The sequence below is a fragment of the Halalkalicoccus jeotgali B3 genome (assembly GCF_000196895.1).
GTDB classification, from domain to species: domain Archaea; phylum Halobacteriota; class Halobacteria; order Halobacteriales; family Halalkalicoccaceae; genus Halalkalicoccus; species Halalkalicoccus jeotgali.
In genome coordinates this window covers 45,070-59,477 of the sequence record NC_014298.1, presented here as the reverse complement: position 1 = coordinate 59,477, position 14,408 = coordinate 45,070, and the positions used below count along the sequence as shown (strand labels likewise).

Here is a 14,408-nt window from a genome sequence, read left to right as displayed (position 1 = left end):
ATCATCCCCACTCCGGCGCTCGCTTCTCGAGAAATGCAGAGAGTCCCTCGTCGAACGCGTCTGAGTCACTTACCTCCTTGATCGCCATCCGTTCGCGTTCGAGGTGCTGGTCAAGCGACCCTTCGAACGTCGTATCGACCAGCCGCTTGGTTCTCGCGTACACCTCGGTCGGGCCCTCCGCGAGCGTTGTCGCCCAGTCTGTGACAGCGGCGAGAAAGTCCGACTCGGGTACATCGACGGCGTCGTTCGCGAGACCGAGATCGACCGCCTCCGAGGCCGTGATCGGTTTCGGGTCAAACAGTAGTTCCCGAGCTTTGTACGGGCCGACAGTGTTGACCAAAAAGAAGGGTGTCGCGTTATCGGGGGTCAGTCCGACGCGCATATAGGCGGTGTTGAGCACGGCCTCCGCGTGCATAACGACGAGGTCCGACGCGAGGACGAACCCGAGCCCGCCGCCGGCTGCGACCCCTGAAACCGCCGCGATGACGGGCGCGGGCAACTCCCTAATCGCCCGAATGAAGCGGTTCGACGCTGCAGCAATGGTGTCGATCCTCGCGGGGCGCAGCTCCTGGGGCGTCCGCTCGATGGCAGCGAGATCTGCGCCGGCGGAAAAACCTGACTCACCGTAGAGTACGAGACAGCCGACGGAATCAAGATCCCTGACCGCGGCTGCCATCGATTCGACCTTTCGCGGTTCGAAAGTGTTGAGCGAGTTCGTCCCCGGTTCCATGACCAGTCGGGCGACCCGCCCGTCCGCGACGTATTCGATGCGGACCTCGTCGTGAATACGCTCACTCTTTGCCATCGATCTCACCTCCCTTGCAGACGCTCGGGGGGCCGATAGCTGATACCATTCAATGGACCCCCAGGTACTGCTCCATCGCAGCCCGGTCCGCGAGCAGTTCTTCTGCGGGTGATTCGTGGACGATCTCCCCGGTTTCGAGGACATACGCCCTGTCGGCCAATCCAAGGGCCATCTCTGCGTTCTGTTCGACTAGCAGGATCGTCACGCCCTCTTCATTGAGTTCGCGGATGATCGCTGCGACGTCCTCAACGATCTGCGGGGCGAGGCCCTCGCTCGGTTCGTCGAGCAACAGGAGGTCGGTTTCGGGGCCCAATAATGCTCGCGCGATCGCGAGCATCTGCTGTTCGCCCCCGCTCATCGTGCCGGCCTTCTGAGTACGACGCTCGTCGAGTCGCGGAAACCGCTCATAGATCTCGTCGATCCGTCCCTGCTGGTCGGTATCTGCGCTGTGGGCGGCCAGCCGGAGGTTCTCATGGACCGTCAGTCCGCCGAAGACGCGCCGTCCCTCGGGAATCCACGAGATCCCCCGTTTCCGAATCCGATGAGGCGGTGATTCGTGGATTGACTCACCGTCCTTCAGGATTCGGCCCGAGCGGGCCGGCGTCAATCCCATGATGCTTCGGAGTGTTGTCGTTTTGCCGGCCCCGTTGCGGCCGACGAGCGCGACGATCTCCCCGTCATCAATCGAGAGCGAGACATCGAACAGGACGTGGCTGTCTCCGTAGTAGGTATTGATCGAGTCGACGGTCAATCGGCGTTCGCCGGAACCGGACTGATTATCAACCGATTCGCCGACGGTCGAGTGTTCGTTCATCTCATTCACTCCCCAGATAGGCTCTCTGAACGCGTTCGTCGTTTCGAATCTGGTCGGGCGTACCATGTGCTAACACCGTTCCCTCGTTCATCACTGCGATGTGATCGGAGATATCCATGACGATATGCATGTCGTGTTCGATTAGAACCAGCGTGATGTCGGCAGCGATCTCTTCGATCAAATCGACAATCTCACCGGTTTCCTCAGGGCTCATTCCGGCAGTTGGTTCATCCATCAAGAAGAGGTCGGGATCGGCCGCCAGCGAGATCGCAATCTCCAGATGGCGGCGCTGTCCGTACGAGAGGTTCGACGCCGTTTCGTCAGCCACGTGTGAGAGGTCGACGCGTTCGAGAATTCGCTCGGCGGATTCGGTCGCGGCATCTAGATTCCGGTGGTGAGTCAGAAAGTCCCGAGGACCGAACCCTGTGTGGGGAGCTTGTGTAGCCAATCTGATGTTCTCGCGGGCGGTCAGATCGCCGAAGAAATTCGTGATCTGGAACGAGCGGACCAGCCCTTGCTTGACGAGATAGTGGGGCTTCTCGCCGTCGATCCGGTTACCACGAAAGTCGATTCGCCCCGCGGTCGGCTCGTACTTGCCCGTAAAGAGGTTGAACAGCGTCGTCTTGCCAGCCCCGTTCGGCCCGATAATTGAGGTGATCCGTCCAGTCGGGATCTCTAGGGAGACATCGTCGACTGCGGTCAACGTTCCAAACCGCTTGGTTAATCCGTCAGTCGATAGGATTGGCTTCCCGCTTGTGGGGCTCGGTTCCGTCGTGACATCCATCGTGTCGTTCGTAGTCATCCTCTCACCTTTTCGATGTAATTCCGAAGTGCACGGTTCGCGTTGTGGAGCGCGTTTCGTGGGTCGTTCCTGATCGAAACTATCGTACCGGCAAGCCCCTGGGGCGCGAAGATCACCACGATAACGAACACGCTTCCAAGAATGATCTCCCAGGTCGCAAACTCGGCTAAGCGTTCTTCGAGATAGATCACGAACGCCCCGCCAAGCATCGGTCCCCAGAGGGTCCCCATTCCACCGAGTAACAGCATAACAACGAGTTCGCCGCTAATCGTCCAGTGGAGCAGGCCGGGCTGGGCGACACTCTGGAAGGGCACATAAAGACCACCTGCCAACCCGGCGAACCCGCCGCTGATCGAAAAGGCGACCAGTTTGTACCGCCGGACGTTGTACCCCAGAAAGCGCATTCGTTCCTCGTTCTCGCGGATCCCCTGCAGAGTGCGTCCAAACGGCGAATTCGCCACTCTGACGAGAAGCGCAAAGGAAAGCATCACGAGTACAAGTGCCAGATAGAAGTACAACAGTCGCGAAGTAAAGTCGATCCCAACAGCCTCGTACAGCGGGATTCCGAACAGACCGTCGTCTCCGCCGGTGATCGCTTCGGCCCCCAGTAGCCGCGCTGGGAGGTCCGTAAAGACGATCACGTAGAACATCTGGGCGAACGCTAGCGTCAGCATCGCGAAATAGATCCCTTTTGCGCGGACGCTGAACCAGCCGATGAACCCCGCAACGACGACTCCCGAAAGCGCCGCGAGGGGGAGAACGACCAGCGCGTTCGAAGTCACCTCCCGTACCAGGATCGCGGCCGCGTACCCGCCAGCCCCGAACATGGCCGCGTGACCAAATGAGAGGAGGCCAGCGTACCCGAAGACGAAGTCAAGACTCAATGCAAGCAACGCAAACACCAACATTCGCGTTAGGAGATTCAACCAGAAAGGCTCGAACGCCTGTGCGATCGGAGCGAAGGCGGCGAGAACGGCGGCAACGACAAGTGCCGCGAGTCGGCCCTGTGCGGAGAGAGCTTCCTCGCCGGCCGGTCCCGTCGCTCCGCCGATGCCGACGGTCGCCCGCAGATCGCCCGCGAGGTCGGTAACTGACCGCATATCAGGCCGCCTCCGTGGTGCCGAACAGGCCACTTGGCTTGATGACAAGGACCGTTGCCATTAGTGCGAAGATGAACAGGTCAGTCAGTGCCGGCGCGATCAGTGCGCCGTAGGCGATGACAAGTCCGATCAACAGCGCCGCGTAAATCGCGCCCTTGAAACTGCCAAGCCCGCCGATGACGACGATGACGAACGCCTCGATGATGACGCCGAACCCCATTCCGGGGTGAACTGAACGCGAGGCGCCAAGCAACACGCCGGCCACTGCCGCGAGCACCGACCCGAAAACGAACACCCCGGTAAACACCGTCTTGACGTCGATCCCGAGCGCGTCGACCATCTCAGTGTCGTGGGCGCTCGCCCGCATCAAGATTCCGAGGTCGCTGCGCTCGATTGCCACCCAGACTGCCGCAATCAACACGGTACTGAGCACGAGCACAAACAGCCAGTAGACGGGATAGGTAACTGGGCCGACCGAGACAGATCCGGCGAGAAGTTCCGGGGCCGGAATCCGTCTAGAGCGCGCACCCCATACCTGAACGACGATCCCCTGGACCATGATCGCGAGCCCGAACGTGAGCAGGATGTGATACAGGGGATTGCGACCGTACAGCGGGCGCAGCGAGAAGATTTCGATGGCGGCGCCGATGGCCCCGACGATCAGCGGGGCGATCACCAGCGCGAGCCAGAAACTCCCGAGGGCGTCCGCAACGAGCAATCCGAAGTACGCTCCGAACATATACAGTGCCCCGTGAGCGAAGTTGATCACGTCCATCATCCCGAAGATGAGCGTGAGACCGGTGGCGACGAGCGCCAGCGTCACTCCGAGTTGGAGGCCCAGAAGCGTCGCCCGGAGTAACGACTCAATCATGTCGACCCTCCGATTCGAACCGGTCGATTAGCTGTCGCGTCATTATCATTAGTTGACACTGCAACCCCACGTCGGCAGTTCGATGTTCTCGACCGTATCGACGACTTCGTTTTCAGGGCCGTCGCTGCCTTCGACGACTTCCCGGACGTACATGTTCTGGACCGGATCGTTCGTCTCCTCGTGGAACCGAAAGCTCCCACGAGGACTATCGATCTCCGCGCCCCGGAGTGCCTCCGCCATAGCATCGGGGTCGGTATCGGCCTCCTCAACTGCCAGTTCGAACGCTTGGGCCGAATCGTAGCCCTGACAGGCATAAACGTTCGGACGGGTGTCGTGGGCGTCGGCGTAGCTTTGGGCGAACCCCTGATTTCGCTCGGACTGATCTGTAGAGGTGTAATGAAGGAGCGAGAATTTCCCGAGAGCGGCCTGTCCCTGTGCGGGGAGCGTATCCTCCGAGAGCAGGAACCCGCTTCCGGTCTGGGTCATGTTCTGATCGAGACCGAACTCGTGAAACTGCGTGACGTAGTTGACCGCGTCGCTACCAGCGAAGAACGAGTAGACGGCGTCGGCGCCGCTACCTTCAATATCACCCATGTACGGTGAGAAGTCGTCGGTACCAAGCGGGATGGGAATTTCGTTGACAACCGTCCCACCCGCCTGTTCGAAGGCCTCAGAAAAGAACTGCCGAGAGTTATCGCCGAAGGCGTAGTCTGCGTAGGTGATGACGACGTTGTCCGCGACGTTCTCGTAGACCCATGGCGCCAGCGGCGCGCTTGTCTGCCAGTCGTTAAACGAGGTGCGGAAGTGATACGAGAGACACCCCTCCTCGACGAGGCGGTAGTCGCCCGCGTTGGCGTTGAGCCAGATCGCGCTCGATTCGTTCTCGACGGTTTGCATCATTGCGGTCGCCACCGCACTCGAGACGGGGCCGACCAGCGCATCAGCACCGGATTCGACGAGCAGTTCGCGGGTGGCCGAAACGCCAGTATTGGTATCGGCCTCCGTATCCCGGGATACTGTCTCGATCTCCTGGCCCGCGATTTCACCGCCCTGTTCGTCGACGTATAGTTCGAATCCGTTGACAATGCTCTCGCCCAACAGCGAGTAGACACCCGTAAACGGTAGAACGAACCCGACGGTGAGCGTATCTTCGGACCCGCCGAGACAACCCGCTAATCCTGCCGTCGTGCCCAACAGGGCGCCTGATTGCAGGTAGCGTCGTCTGGAGATCCCCGACGACTCCGCCGCGGATCCTCGATTCCGTGTGGCAACTTTATCCACGTCTCTGCGAGACATACACATTCGAGGAATACATGACTATTTATAATTTCCTATTCATTCGTTTCACGCGATACATTCGCGGATCGTATCGATATTCCGTCTTGAGGGACGCCTCGGAGGCTTGATGACGTTTCCAAAGGTCGTCGCCGGCGTCGACAAGGGGTAGCGGCCGGTTCCGGCGACGGGAAACGACTCACTCGAAGCGGACAGGACACCCAATTAGTCGCCGACGTGAATTCTGTTCGCTCGATGAACGGAACCGTTAGGTATTTCTCTCAAAACTATAATGACCTATTCGGATATGCAGTCCAGTATACCAGCGGAGTACCTGCCGGACGAGGCTGATGGGCCGGATTACGTCCACGCCGTCCCGGAGGTACACTATCCCGAACGGATCAACGTGGCAGAGGAGCTAGTCGACAGGCACGTTCGCGAGGGACGGGGGGACAACGTGGCTATCCGCTTCGAGGATCGGACCACCACCTACGCCGAGTTACAGGAGTCAATCGATCGGATGGGGAACGCGCTTCTGGACCTCGGGGTTGAGCCAGGTGACCGGGTCGTCATCAGGTTCCCCAATCGTCCCGAGGCGGTCGTCTCTTGTTTAGCCGCCCAGAAGATAGGTGCCGTCGCGCTCCCTTCGATGAAGCTGCTTCGGGCCGCCGAGCTCGAACACATCGTCAATAACGCCGAGGCGACCACGGTCGTCGTCTACGACGACCTCCTCGGAGAGATCGAGAACGCGCTCCCGAGCCTCGAAACCGTCGAGGAGGTTGTCGTTGCCGACCGCAACGGCGTCGACCATGACCACCACGACTACGACGCGCTCCTCGACGCTGCGAGCAGCGATCTCGACGCCCACGAGACCGAACGAGACGACCTGGCGCTGATGCTGTACACCAGTGGGACCACGGGTGAACCCAAGGGCGCGATCCACACCCACCGGAATTTGCTGGCGAGCGCGGACTCGTACGCTCGGTACTGTCTTGAGCCGACCGAGGAGGACGTCTTCGGCGGGAACCCGCCGCTGCCCTTCGCCTACGGCTACGGCGACCTCGTGACGTTTCCGCTGCGCTTTGGCGCCAGTACGAGCCTCGTTGAGGACGCCACGCCAGGTGACCTGCTAGAGGCGATCGACGTCCACGGAATCACGGTCCTCTGTTCGATCCCGACCGCATTCAACCAGATCCTCTCGAAGCACCCCGATGGGCCCAAAGAGTACGATATCTCGTCGCTGCGAGTCGGCATGAGTGCCGGGGAGCCGCTGACCCCGACGACCTACGAGTCGTTTCGGGAGGCCTATGACATCGAGATCCTCGACGGAATCGGGACGACGGAAATGCTCCACATCTTCATCAGCCATCGCCACGACGAGGAGATTGATCCGAGCGCGACTGGGTTCCCGGTTCCAGGCTACGAGTGTAAGATCGTTGATCCCGAGACCGGCGAGGAATGCGATCGCGGCGAGGCAGGACTGCTCGCCGTCCGCGGCCCGACCGGCATCGAATACTGGAACCGACCACAAAAGCAAACCAGCGCAGTCCGGGACAACTGGTCGTACCCCGGGGATATCTTCGTTCAGCGTGAGGATGGGCGCTTTGAGTACAAATCCCGAAACGACGACCTTATCATCTCTAGCGGCTACAACATCCCTGGCCCGGAGGTCGAGGCCGTCATCGAGGAGCTTGATGCTGTCGATGAGGTCGCCGTCGTCGGGAGTCCTGACGAACAGCGAGGTGCGATCGTTAAAGCGTTCGTCGTGGCGACCGAGAGTGCCTCACCGGGAGATGATCTGATCGAGGAAATTCAAAACCACGTCAAGGAGACGCTCGCACCGTACAAATACCCCCGCGAAGTCGAGTTCGTACAGGAGCTCCCACGGACCGAGACCGGAAAGATCCGCCGTATCGAACTCCGTAAACGGGAGCGGAAGGCAGCGTAACCGGGCCTGTAGGGTATTGCCGAGATCGGTCGTCCTTGAGAGAGATCTAACCCGTCATCTTGGCGTATTCGGTATCGTATACGAAATTGTGTACCTCGACTCGAACGCCTACGGCAACCAGAGAGCTATCAACTCGACATAGCTGCCACGCGCTCTCAGCAGTGATTGTAATAACAAGCGTACATCTGTAACAAAAATCTCGTCGCAGTACCATTTTACATCCACGCTCAATTACAAACATATGCTTGTAATCTATTTAGTAGGATCAACACTGAGGAATCGGAGCGAGAGACCTACTCAGAGCGGAAACAGTACCTGTATACGGTAAGCGTATACACGGCTATCCCGGCCTGAGTGGAAGTCAAAGGGCTTCACAGCACCCGCTTTGGGAGGAGAGCCGTTCCGGTTTGAAGGGTCACTGATACATCCGCGAAAATCTGGTGGTCGTTTTGGCGGCGAGAGTAACGGGTCAGGGACTCTCGTTGGTTCGAATTCGCATGTCCGAACGCGGTTTCGCGATGCAGGTGAGAGCGTAGCCCTCCTCTTTCTCGCTTTCCGAGAGGAACATCCCCTCCAGTTGATCGACCTCGCCCTCCATACACATGCCGCTACAGACGCCACAGACTCCCATTCGACACTGATACGGGAGATCGAGACCAGCATTCTCTGCCGCCTCGAGAATTGACTCATTCTCGGCTACTTCGAGAGTTACCCCTTCGTTGACGAATTCGATGGTGTAGGTTTCGACCATCTGACTCACTGCTCCTCGATGGAGCGCTCGTAGACGTGTTCGACGGGGTCGAAGCCAAGACTTTCGTACACTTCTTCTGCCTTCTCATCGCCGTCAACCACATCTATTCGGTAGAAATCAATGTCGCGCGGCGAGTCGGCGAACCACTCGTGGGCCTCCTCGATCAGCGCGGTTCCCACCCCATTGTTCCAGTGATCCTCCCGGACATAGTGGCCGTTGATATAGCCGTGGTCCTTGAGTCGGAAGATAGGATGGTCGCCCATCACGCGAGCCTCAAGGACTCCGATCAGTTCGCCGGTCTCTTCATCTTCGGCGACGATCACGGTCCCGTATTTCGAGTCGACGAGCTGGTTCTCGAAGTATCGGAGCCAGCGGTCGTCAGCGTCCTCCTTGTGCTGGTACCGATCGTCGTACTTCGAGAGATGTTCGGTGAACCCGTGCCAGAGCTCGAGGATCTCCTCACCGTCTTCGGCCGTACTGTGTCGTAGGTTGTACGTCATACCACCCCTCTGCTCCCGATTACCAAAAAAGGTCGTGTCGAATAATCTATCAAATAAATAATATTTTTAGGTAGACAATGGTGCGAATCGCGAATCGACTTCTCCCCCAATCGTATTTTATCCAGCAGTACGGCGAAACACAGACGATGCCGATGTTCCATCTCGTGTTGTGAAGTGCCATGGCCAGCTGACGACCGTCCGGAACAACCGCTGGAGTCGGCATGAATCACGAAAATGGATACGGAAATCGTATACAGAAAACAATTATAGTGATGGCCCGACAACGGAGTGTACAGGCGAACCATGCCAACCGAGAAACAACTCAAACAGCAGGTCCAGAACGGGAAGATGATCGAATCGACCGACGAGATGACCGAAGGCTACGAGAAAGCTCTAAAGCAGATCCTGACGGTCTCAGGCGATACGGAGCTAATGAGTGCGCCAGCGTACTACGAACAGTCGCTCAACGCCCCCTCGCCCAACGCGCGGGCCTCGTGTATCAGCGTGATTCAGGACGAACTCGGCCACGGCCACATCGCCTACCGACTACTCGAGGACCTCGGCGAGAGCCGCGAGGAGCTAATCTATGGGCGCGAGCCCCACGAGTTCCGCAACACGTACGGCTTCGACCAGCACATCGAGAACTTCGCCGAACTCGTGACAGCCCACGGACTGTTTGATCGAGCGGGCATCGTTCTACTGGGCGACATCCACGAGAACACTTCGTATGCGCCTTGGAAGCGCGCGCTAACGAAGGTTAACAAGGAAGAGCAATTCCACCTCCGTCACGGTGAAACGTGGATGCGCCGTCTCGCGAACAAGAACGACAAGACCCGCGCGAAGCTTCAGGAGGCTATCGACTGGATGTTCCCGATCGGAATCGAGTGGTTCGGGCTGCCAGATGACAAGAAAAAACACGACGACCAGCTTGAGTACCGAATCAAGGGTAAGTCCAATGACGAACTCCGCCAGGACTGGCTCTCGCGGTCCCTGCCGCTCATGAACGAACTGGATCTAGACGTGCCGGCTCACTACGACGAGGAACGCGAGGAGTACGTCATCGAGTACGACATGCCGATCGCGTTCGACGCGGCGAACAAGGAATGGCGCTACGACGAGCCCATCTCCTGGTCCGACGTCATGGACCGCTGGCGCTCGCGCGGACCGGCCAACGAGAAGTACGTCGACCTCATCCAGTCGGGTACTGTCGAGGTCGAGGTCTGAGATGTCGAGCGCACACCAGCGAACCGACAGCTCGTCCGGCCCCGCACACGCAAGCGAGTTCGTCGAACGACGCCGAGCGGACGCGAGCGCCTTTGAGGAGTACCTCTGGGACGTCGTCGACGAGATTCCCGATCCACACATCCCTGTCAGCCTGGTCGAAATGGCGATGATCTACGATATCGAGGCCGAAGACGGGACGGTTTTCGTCGAGATGACCTACCCGTGTATGGGCTGTCCGGCCTACGATATGATACAGAACGATATCGAGAGCTGTCTCACGGTGCTCGAAGGTGTCGACACCGTAGACGTCGAAGTCGTCTGGGACCCGGTTTGGTCCAAGGAGATGCTGACCCCAGCAGTCAGAGAGAAGATGCGCGAAGCGGGAATTAGCCTCTAACCATGAAGTACGAAGTATTCGCACGGATCAACCAGGGCGACGAAACACTCCACATCGGTAACGTGCGGGCACAGAGCGATCGCCTCGCGAGGATGTACGCTCATAACACGTTCGACGAGGAGGACTGGGACTACCTCGCGGTCGTCCGCGCTGAGGACCTGATCGAGGTGACAGGCGAGCGGCCCACAATGCGGGTGAGTGTCGATGAGTGACTGGCCTGAGCCAGCAGCCGATTACGTCCAGGCGATCGCTGATACGAAACTGATCCTCGGGCATCGCAATGCCCAGTGGAGTCTCGCGGGACCATCCCTCGAGGACGACATCGGTGGGGCTAGCGCCGCTCAAGAAGAGATCGGACACTTCCGGCAGTTCGTCAACGAACTCCAATCACAGGGCCGCGAGAAGGAGTGGCTGAACGGCCAACGCGACCCGGAGGAGTTCAACAATGCCGCCTGTCTGGATCGGATCGAGGGCGACTGGCCGGCGTATGTTGCCTCGATCGCTCCCGCGGACCGAGCGTCGTGGTACATGATCGACGCCATCGACCGTGAGGACATGACGGGCCTAATTACGAAGATGGGTGAAGACGAGTACTTCCACTTGGAGTACCACGACGCCCGCCTCGAGGCGCTGGCTGAAGAAGATCCGGAGACGATCCAGGCGACGTTGGAGACGACACTACCTCAGGCGTTGGCGTTCATTGGGCCCGCGGAGTACGACGACGAGGCGGACCCCCTAACCCAAGCTGAGTTCACCGACCGCTCGGTCGCCGAAATTCGCGACGCATTCGCGGATCACTACCGCGACCTGTTCGCCGGGACTGCCGTTTCTCTCGACAATGTCGACTGGGATGCGCCGGCCCGTGAGGAGTGGGACGAAGTTAGACGGCGCGTCGGAGGCGGATCGATCAGCGAGACCGATGCCAGACAACTTCGGGGTACTAAGAACGAGCTGTTCGCCATGGACTGATCGCCGTGGACGACTCAGCATCGGATCCGGAGGTCGTCTGCCCGTTCTGCGGCTCAAGCGAGACCGACCAAGAATCGGCGTTCGGCAGCGAGATCTCGAAGACCCAGTACTACTGCAACGGCTGTAATACTGTCTTCGAGCGAATCAAATTCGACGGCAAGCAGCCCGATACCCGGTAGTCGTTCTCGCACGTTTCGTGGTTCGCCGACTCAGAGTCACCTCCGAGTAGCGACAGTGGTGAAGCATCTCGATCGATCGTGATAGAAAATTACTTATGCAGTACCGATGATGAACGGTGTGTATGAAAGCGTTTAGCGAGCTGGATCTGGAGTTCTTCCAGACCGACCTGGAGGACCACATCGGCACCATCCGCATTGATCGGCCGCCGGCTAACGCCCACAACATCGACGTGCTCCTCGAACTGCAGCGGGTCGTTGAGACAGTTCGGTTCGACGAGGACGTTCGAGTCGCACTCTTTGGAAGCGCCAACGAGAAGTTTTTCTCAACGGGCTTCGACATCCAGGAGCTTCAAGACAAATCTGGTAAACAGGTCGGCTACGCGAGCCAGACGAGCAAAGAGATCATCATGAAGATGCGGACGACCGATACCATCTTCATCGCTATGGTAAACGGTCACTGCATGGGTGGGGGGCTGGAACTCGCGCTCGCCTGTGACTTCCGATATGCCGGCAATGACGACAACTACAACGTCGGCATGCCGGAGATTCACCTGGGCCTCATCGCGGGCGAGGCAGGGACTCAGCTGCTTCCCCGATACATTGACCGCTCAACCGCACTCAAGATGATGATCACCGGCGAGACGATCACGCCCGAAGAGGCTCTCGATCGGGGCATCTTCGACGAACTCCACCCGCCCGAGGAGATTGAGGATGCTGCCCGCGAGTTCGCTCAACAGATCGCTCAGAAATCGCACATGGCCGTCGGCCACAATAAGCTGGCTGTCAATGAGGGCCTTGAGATGCCCCTATGGGACGCGCTGTCCCATGAGCGCGAACTCCAGAACCGCCTGCTCGGCTCCGATGTTGAGAAAGAAGGTGTCAACGCGTTCCTCGGCGATCACGACCCCGACTTCCTCGGCGTCGAACTCGGCGAGAAAGAACCGGGCGAGCCGAGCGACTAGAGGTTTAGCGCTTCACCAGCGACTGTCGTCTTCTGTATTTCGTTTGTTCCGCCGATAATACTCAGAATTTTCGCGTCCCGGTAAAAGCGTTCGAGCGGCAGATCTTTTCTGTACCCCTTTCCACCGTGGACCTGGATTGCGTTGCGGGTGACGAATTCCGCGGCCTCGCTCGCGACGTACTTCGCCTTGCTCGACTTCCGCGTGCTTGGCTCCCCGTCGGCAATCGCCTTCGCCGAATCGTAGACGAGGTGTCGCGCCCCGTCCAGTCGGGCGTCCATGTCAGCGACGAGCACCTGCACTGCTTGGTACTGGCCGACCGCCTGCCCACCCTGATCGCGCGCGCCCGCATAGTCGATGGCTTCGCCGAACGCGCCGCGGGCGATTCCGGTCCCGATCGCGCCTAATCCCGTGCGGGCCATATCGATAGTCCCCATCGCGATTCGAAAGCCCTCGCCGACCTCGCCGAGTAACGCCGATTCGTCAACCCGGACATCATCGAACGTCGAGTCCCCAGTAATGTGCCCGCGCATTCCCATGAACTCCTTTCGCTCGAATGCAAACCCCTCACCGTCGTCGACGCTGGGGACGAGGAAGACACTCACGCCATGACCCTCCTCGGGAGCCGGTCGCTTGCGAGCGACAACGAGGTGGACATCCGCGACGCCGGCGTTCGTCCCGAAGGACTTCTCGCCGCTGATCGAGTAGTCCTCTCCATCGGCCTCGGCGACCGTCTCGAGTTCCGTCGGGGAACTACCCGCGCCGGGTTCGGTCAGTAGCATCGCGCCGACGCGCTCACCCTGCACCATCGGTTCGAGGTATTCCTTTCTCTGTTCGTCGGTGCCGAAGTTGAGGATCGGAAGCATCGCGAATGTATGGCCTTGGATCGTCTCGGCCACCGCGCCGCTGACCTCGGCGATCTGCTCGACTGCTAAACAGTAGGAGAGAAAATCAGACCCCTCACCGCCATACTCTTCAGGGACCATGATCCCAAGCAGACCATACTCGCCCGCTTCATTGATCACCTCGCGGGGGAACTCGTCTACCCGTTCGATACGTTCAGCCTCCGGTTCGACGATGTCGGTAGCGAACGCCGTCGCTCGATCTCGAATGTCACGGTGCTTTTCGGAGAGTGCGCTCTCGATGAGGCTCATACTGTTCGATAGGCGTGGCACGCCATCATAAATGTTCTCTGAAAAGGTGACGTAACGTGCTCCGAGGAGGCCTCGATGCTACTCCAGATTGACGTTGACGTTCTTGGTCTGAGTGTATTCGTGGATTGCCTCGGTGCCCTGTTCGCGTCCGAGGCCACTCTGCTTGAATCCGCCGAAAGGCGTCTGGGGCTGGGTGACTGGGAACTCGTTGACGCTCACCATCCCGTAATCGAGGTGATCGGCGACTGAGTGAGCAGTCTTCAGATCCATGGTCCAGATCCCGGCCATCAGGCCGTACGGCGAATCGTTGGCGATCTCGATGGCCACCTCATGGTCGGCGAACTCGATCATCGACAGCACGGGTCCGAATATCTCCGCTCGGGTGATCGTCATATCGTTAGTGACGTCGGTGAACACCGTCGGCTCAAGAAGTGGCCGACGTCCTTCTCGGCGGGGTCCAGGGGGTCATCGAGGGCAACTCGACGCCCGACCTGTTCATCCCAGATCTGATCGACCTCTATCGCGCCGGGAAGTTCCCGTTCGACAAACTCGTCAGCTACTACGACTTCGAGGACATCGAGCGGGCGGTCGAGGAACAAGAGGCCGGCGAGGTGATCAAGCCTGTCCTCCGGATGAGCGAGCCCTGAGCCCGCCGCGTGT

General features: G+C 59.3%; 16 protein-coding genes and 2 pseudogenes. 8 read left to right on the top strand and 10 right to left on the bottom strand.

Going from position 1 to position 14,408, the window contains the following annotated elements; translation table 11 throughout:
* Position 1 precedes the first annotated feature (1 nt).
* The 6 genes from HACJB3_RS15055 to HACJB3_RS15030 are packed head-to-tail and all read right to left on the bottom strand — an operon-like array spanning position 2 to position 5,688.
* Positions 2-805 (bottom strand): enoyl-CoA hydratase/isomerase family protein, encoded by an 804-nt coding sequence (locus HACJB3_RS15055; RefSeq protein WP_008413973.1) that lies wholly within the window; start codon positions 803-805, stop codon positions 2-4.
* Between the two features lie 49 nt (positions 806-854).
* On the bottom strand, positions 855-1,619 hold the full coding sequence (locus HACJB3_RS15050; RefSeq protein WP_008413974.1) for an ABC transporter ATP-binding protein: 765 nt from the start codon (positions 1,617-1,619) through the stop codon (positions 855-857).
* A gap of 1 nt (position 1,620) precedes the next feature.
* Positions 1,621-2,421 carry an ABC transporter ATP-binding protein gene (locus tag HACJB3_RS15045; protein ID WP_008413975.1) on the bottom strand — a complete coding sequence of 267 codons (801 nt, stop codon included), beginning with the start codon at positions 2,419-2,421 and terminating at the stop codon, positions 1,621-1,623.
* Positions 2,418-3,521, bottom strand: a complete 1,104-nt coding sequence (locus HACJB3_RS15040) for a branched-chain amino acid ABC transporter permease (protein ID WP_008413976.1) — start codon at positions 3,519-3,521, stop codon at positions 2,418-2,420. The genes HACJB3_RS15045 and HACJB3_RS15040 overlap by 4 nt, the downstream gene beginning before the upstream one ends.
* 1 nt (position 3,522) lies before the next feature.
* The gene (locus tag HACJB3_RS15035; RefSeq protein ID WP_008413977.1) at positions 3,523-4,392 is read right to left on the bottom strand and encodes a branched-chain amino acid ABC transporter permease; all 870 of its coding nucleotides are present in this window, start codon (positions 4,390-4,392) and stop codon (positions 3,523-3,525) included.
* A gap of 48 nt (positions 4,393-4,440) precedes the next feature.
* Entirely contained in the window at positions 4,441-5,688 is a 1,248-nt protein-coding gene (locus HACJB3_RS15030) for an ABC transporter substrate-binding protein (RefSeq protein WP_238532904.1), read from the bottom strand.
* Positions 5,689-5,974: 286 nt separating this feature from the next.
* Between HACJB3_RS15030 and HACJB3_RS15025 the strand changes: the two genes are divergently transcribed.
* Positions 5,975-7,615 carry an acyl-CoA synthetase gene (locus tag HACJB3_RS15025; protein ID WP_008413979.1) on the top strand — a complete coding sequence of 547 codons (1,641 nt, stop codon included), beginning with the start codon at positions 5,975-5,977 and terminating at the stop codon, positions 7,613-7,615.
* Positions 7,616-8,084: 469 nt separating this feature from the next.
* Here HACJB3_RS15025 and HACJB3_RS15020 read toward each other — a convergent pair whose 3' ends face one another.
* Positions 8,085-8,366, bottom strand: a complete 282-nt coding sequence (locus tag HACJB3_RS15020; protein WP_008413980.1) for a 2Fe-2S iron-sulfur cluster-binding protein — start codon at positions 8,364-8,366, stop codon at positions 8,085-8,087.
* Positions 8,367-8,371: 5 nt separating this feature from the next.
* Positions 8,372-8,866, bottom strand: coding sequence for a GNAT family N-acetyltransferase (locus HACJB3_RS15015; RefSeq protein WP_008413981.1), 495 nt, complete (start codon positions 8,864-8,866; stop codon positions 8,372-8,374).
* Between the two features lie 303 nt (positions 8,867-9,169).
* Between HACJB3_RS15015 and HACJB3_RS15010 the strand changes: the two genes are divergently transcribed.
* The 6 genes from HACJB3_RS15010 (at position 9,170) to HACJB3_RS14990 (ending at position 12,597) form a co-directional block, all read left to right on the top strand.
* The gene (locus HACJB3_RS15010) at positions 9,170-10,090 is read left to right on the top strand and encodes a Phenylacetic acid catabolic protein (RefSeq protein ID WP_008413982.1); all 921 of its coding nucleotides are present in this window, start codon (positions 9,170-9,172) and stop codon (positions 10,088-10,090) included.
* 1 nt (position 10,091) lies between these two features.
* Positions 10,092-10,487: a metal-sulfur cluster assembly factor gene (locus tag HACJB3_RS15005; RefSeq protein WP_008413983.1), complete on the top strand. Its 396-nt coding sequence runs from the start codon at positions 10,092-10,094 to the stop codon at positions 10,485-10,487.
* Positions 10,488-10,489: 2 nt separating this feature from the next.
* Positions 10,490-10,699, top strand: a complete 210-nt coding sequence (locus HACJB3_RS15000) for a hypothetical protein (RefSeq protein WP_008413984.1) — start codon at positions 10,490-10,492, stop codon at positions 10,697-10,699.
* A complete protein-coding gene (locus HACJB3_RS14995) occupies positions 10,692-11,456 on the top strand; it encodes a Phenylacetic acid catabolic protein (protein WP_008413986.1) in 765 nt (254 codons plus the stop codon). Before HACJB3_RS15000 ends, HACJB3_RS14995 begins: the two co-directional genes overlap by 8 nt.
* Before the next feature lie 5 nt (positions 11,457-11,461).
* Positions 11,462-11,635 (top strand): PaaD-like zinc ribbon domain-containing protein, encoded by a 174-nt coding sequence (locus HACJB3_RS20320; protein ID WP_008413987.1) that lies wholly within the window; start codon positions 11,462-11,464, stop codon positions 11,633-11,635.
* A 122-nt stretch (positions 11,636-11,757) separates the two neighbouring features.
* Positions 11,758-12,597, top strand: coding sequence for an enoyl-CoA hydratase/isomerase family protein (locus tag HACJB3_RS14990; RefSeq protein WP_008413988.1), 840 nt, complete (start codon positions 11,758-11,760; stop codon positions 12,595-12,597).
* Here HACJB3_RS14990 and HACJB3_RS14985 read toward each other — a convergent pair.
* Positions 12,594-13,748: an acyl-CoA dehydrogenase family protein gene (locus tag HACJB3_RS14985; protein ID WP_008413989.1), complete on the bottom strand. Its 1,155-nt coding sequence runs from the start codon at positions 13,746-13,748 to the stop codon at positions 12,594-12,596. The two genes, HACJB3_RS14990 and HACJB3_RS14985, sit on opposite strands and share 4 nt — an antisense overlap.
* A 78-nt stretch (positions 13,749-13,826) precedes the next feature.
* A pseudogene (locus HACJB3_RS14980) lies at positions 13,827-14,203 on the bottom strand (aldehyde dehydrogenase family protein); the annotation flags it as partial.
* On the opposite strand from HACJB3_RS14980, the pseudogene HACJB3_RS14975 reads away from it, so the two are divergent.
* Positions 14,192-14,395: pseudogene (locus HACJB3_RS14975) on the top strand (aryl-alcohol dehydrogenase); the annotation flags it as partial. The pseudogenes HACJB3_RS14980 and HACJB3_RS14975 sit on opposite strands and share 12 nt — an antisense overlap.
* Positions 14,396-14,408 lie beyond the last annotated feature (13 nt).

Excerpts from the sequence above, each read along its gene's own strand:
- HACJB3_RS15000 (WP_008413984.1), top strand. The coding sequence starts at position 10,490 with ATGAAGTACGAAGTATTCGCACGGATCAACCAGGGCGACGAAACACTC.
- HACJB3_RS15030 (WP_238532904.1), bottom strand. The coding sequence starts at position 5,688 with ATGTCTCGCAGAGACGTGGATAAAGTTGCCACACGGAATCGAGGATCC.
- HACJB3_RS14985 (WP_008413989.1), bottom strand. The coding sequence starts at position 13,748 with ATGAGCCTCATCGAGAGCGCACTCTCCGAAAAGCACCGTGACATTCGA.
- HACJB3_RS15015 (WP_008413981.1), bottom strand. The coding sequence starts at position 8,866 with ATGACGTACAACCTACGACACAGTACGGCCGAAGACGGTGAGGAGATC.
- HACJB3_RS14990 (WP_008413988.1), top strand. The coding sequence starts at position 11,758 with ATGAAAGCGTTTAGCGAGCTGGATCTGGAGTTCTTCCAGACCGACCTG.
- HACJB3_RS15040 (WP_008413976.1), bottom strand. The coding sequence starts at position 3,521 with ATGCGGTCAGTTACCGACCTCGCGGGCGATCTGCGGGCGACCGTCGGC.
- HACJB3_RS15055 (WP_008413973.1), bottom strand. The coding sequence starts at position 805 with ATGGCAAAGAGTGAGCGTATTCACGACGAGGTCCGCATCGAATACGTC.
- HACJB3_RS15005 (WP_008413983.1), top strand. The coding sequence starts at position 10,092 with ATGTCGAGCGCACACCAGCGAACCGACAGCTCGTCCGGCCCCGCACAC.
- HACJB3_RS15025 (WP_008413979.1), top strand. The coding sequence starts at position 5,975 with ATGCAGTCCAGTATACCAGCGGAGTACCTGCCGGACGAGGCTGATGGG.
- HACJB3_RS15020 (WP_008413980.1), bottom strand. The coding sequence starts at position 8,366 with ATGGTCGAAACCTACACCATCGAATTCGTCAACGAAGGGGTAACTCTC.
- HACJB3_RS14995 (WP_008413986.1), top strand. The coding sequence starts at position 10,692 with ATGAGTGACTGGCCTGAGCCAGCAGCCGATTACGTCCAGGCGATCGCT.
- HACJB3_RS15045 (WP_008413975.1), bottom strand. The coding sequence starts at position 2,421 with ATGACTACGAACGACACGATGGATGTCACGACGGAACCGAGCCCCACA.
- HACJB3_RS15035 (WP_008413977.1), bottom strand. The coding sequence starts at position 4,392 with ATGATTGAGTCGTTACTCCGGGCGACGCTTCTGGGCCTCCAACTCGGA.
- HACJB3_RS15050 (WP_008413974.1), bottom strand. The coding sequence starts at position 1,619 with ATGAACGAACACTCGACCGTCGGCGAATCGGTTGATAATCAGTCCGGT.
- HACJB3_RS15010 (WP_008413982.1), top strand. The coding sequence starts at position 9,170 with ATGCCAACCGAGAAACAACTCAAACAGCAGGTCCAGAACGGGAAGATG.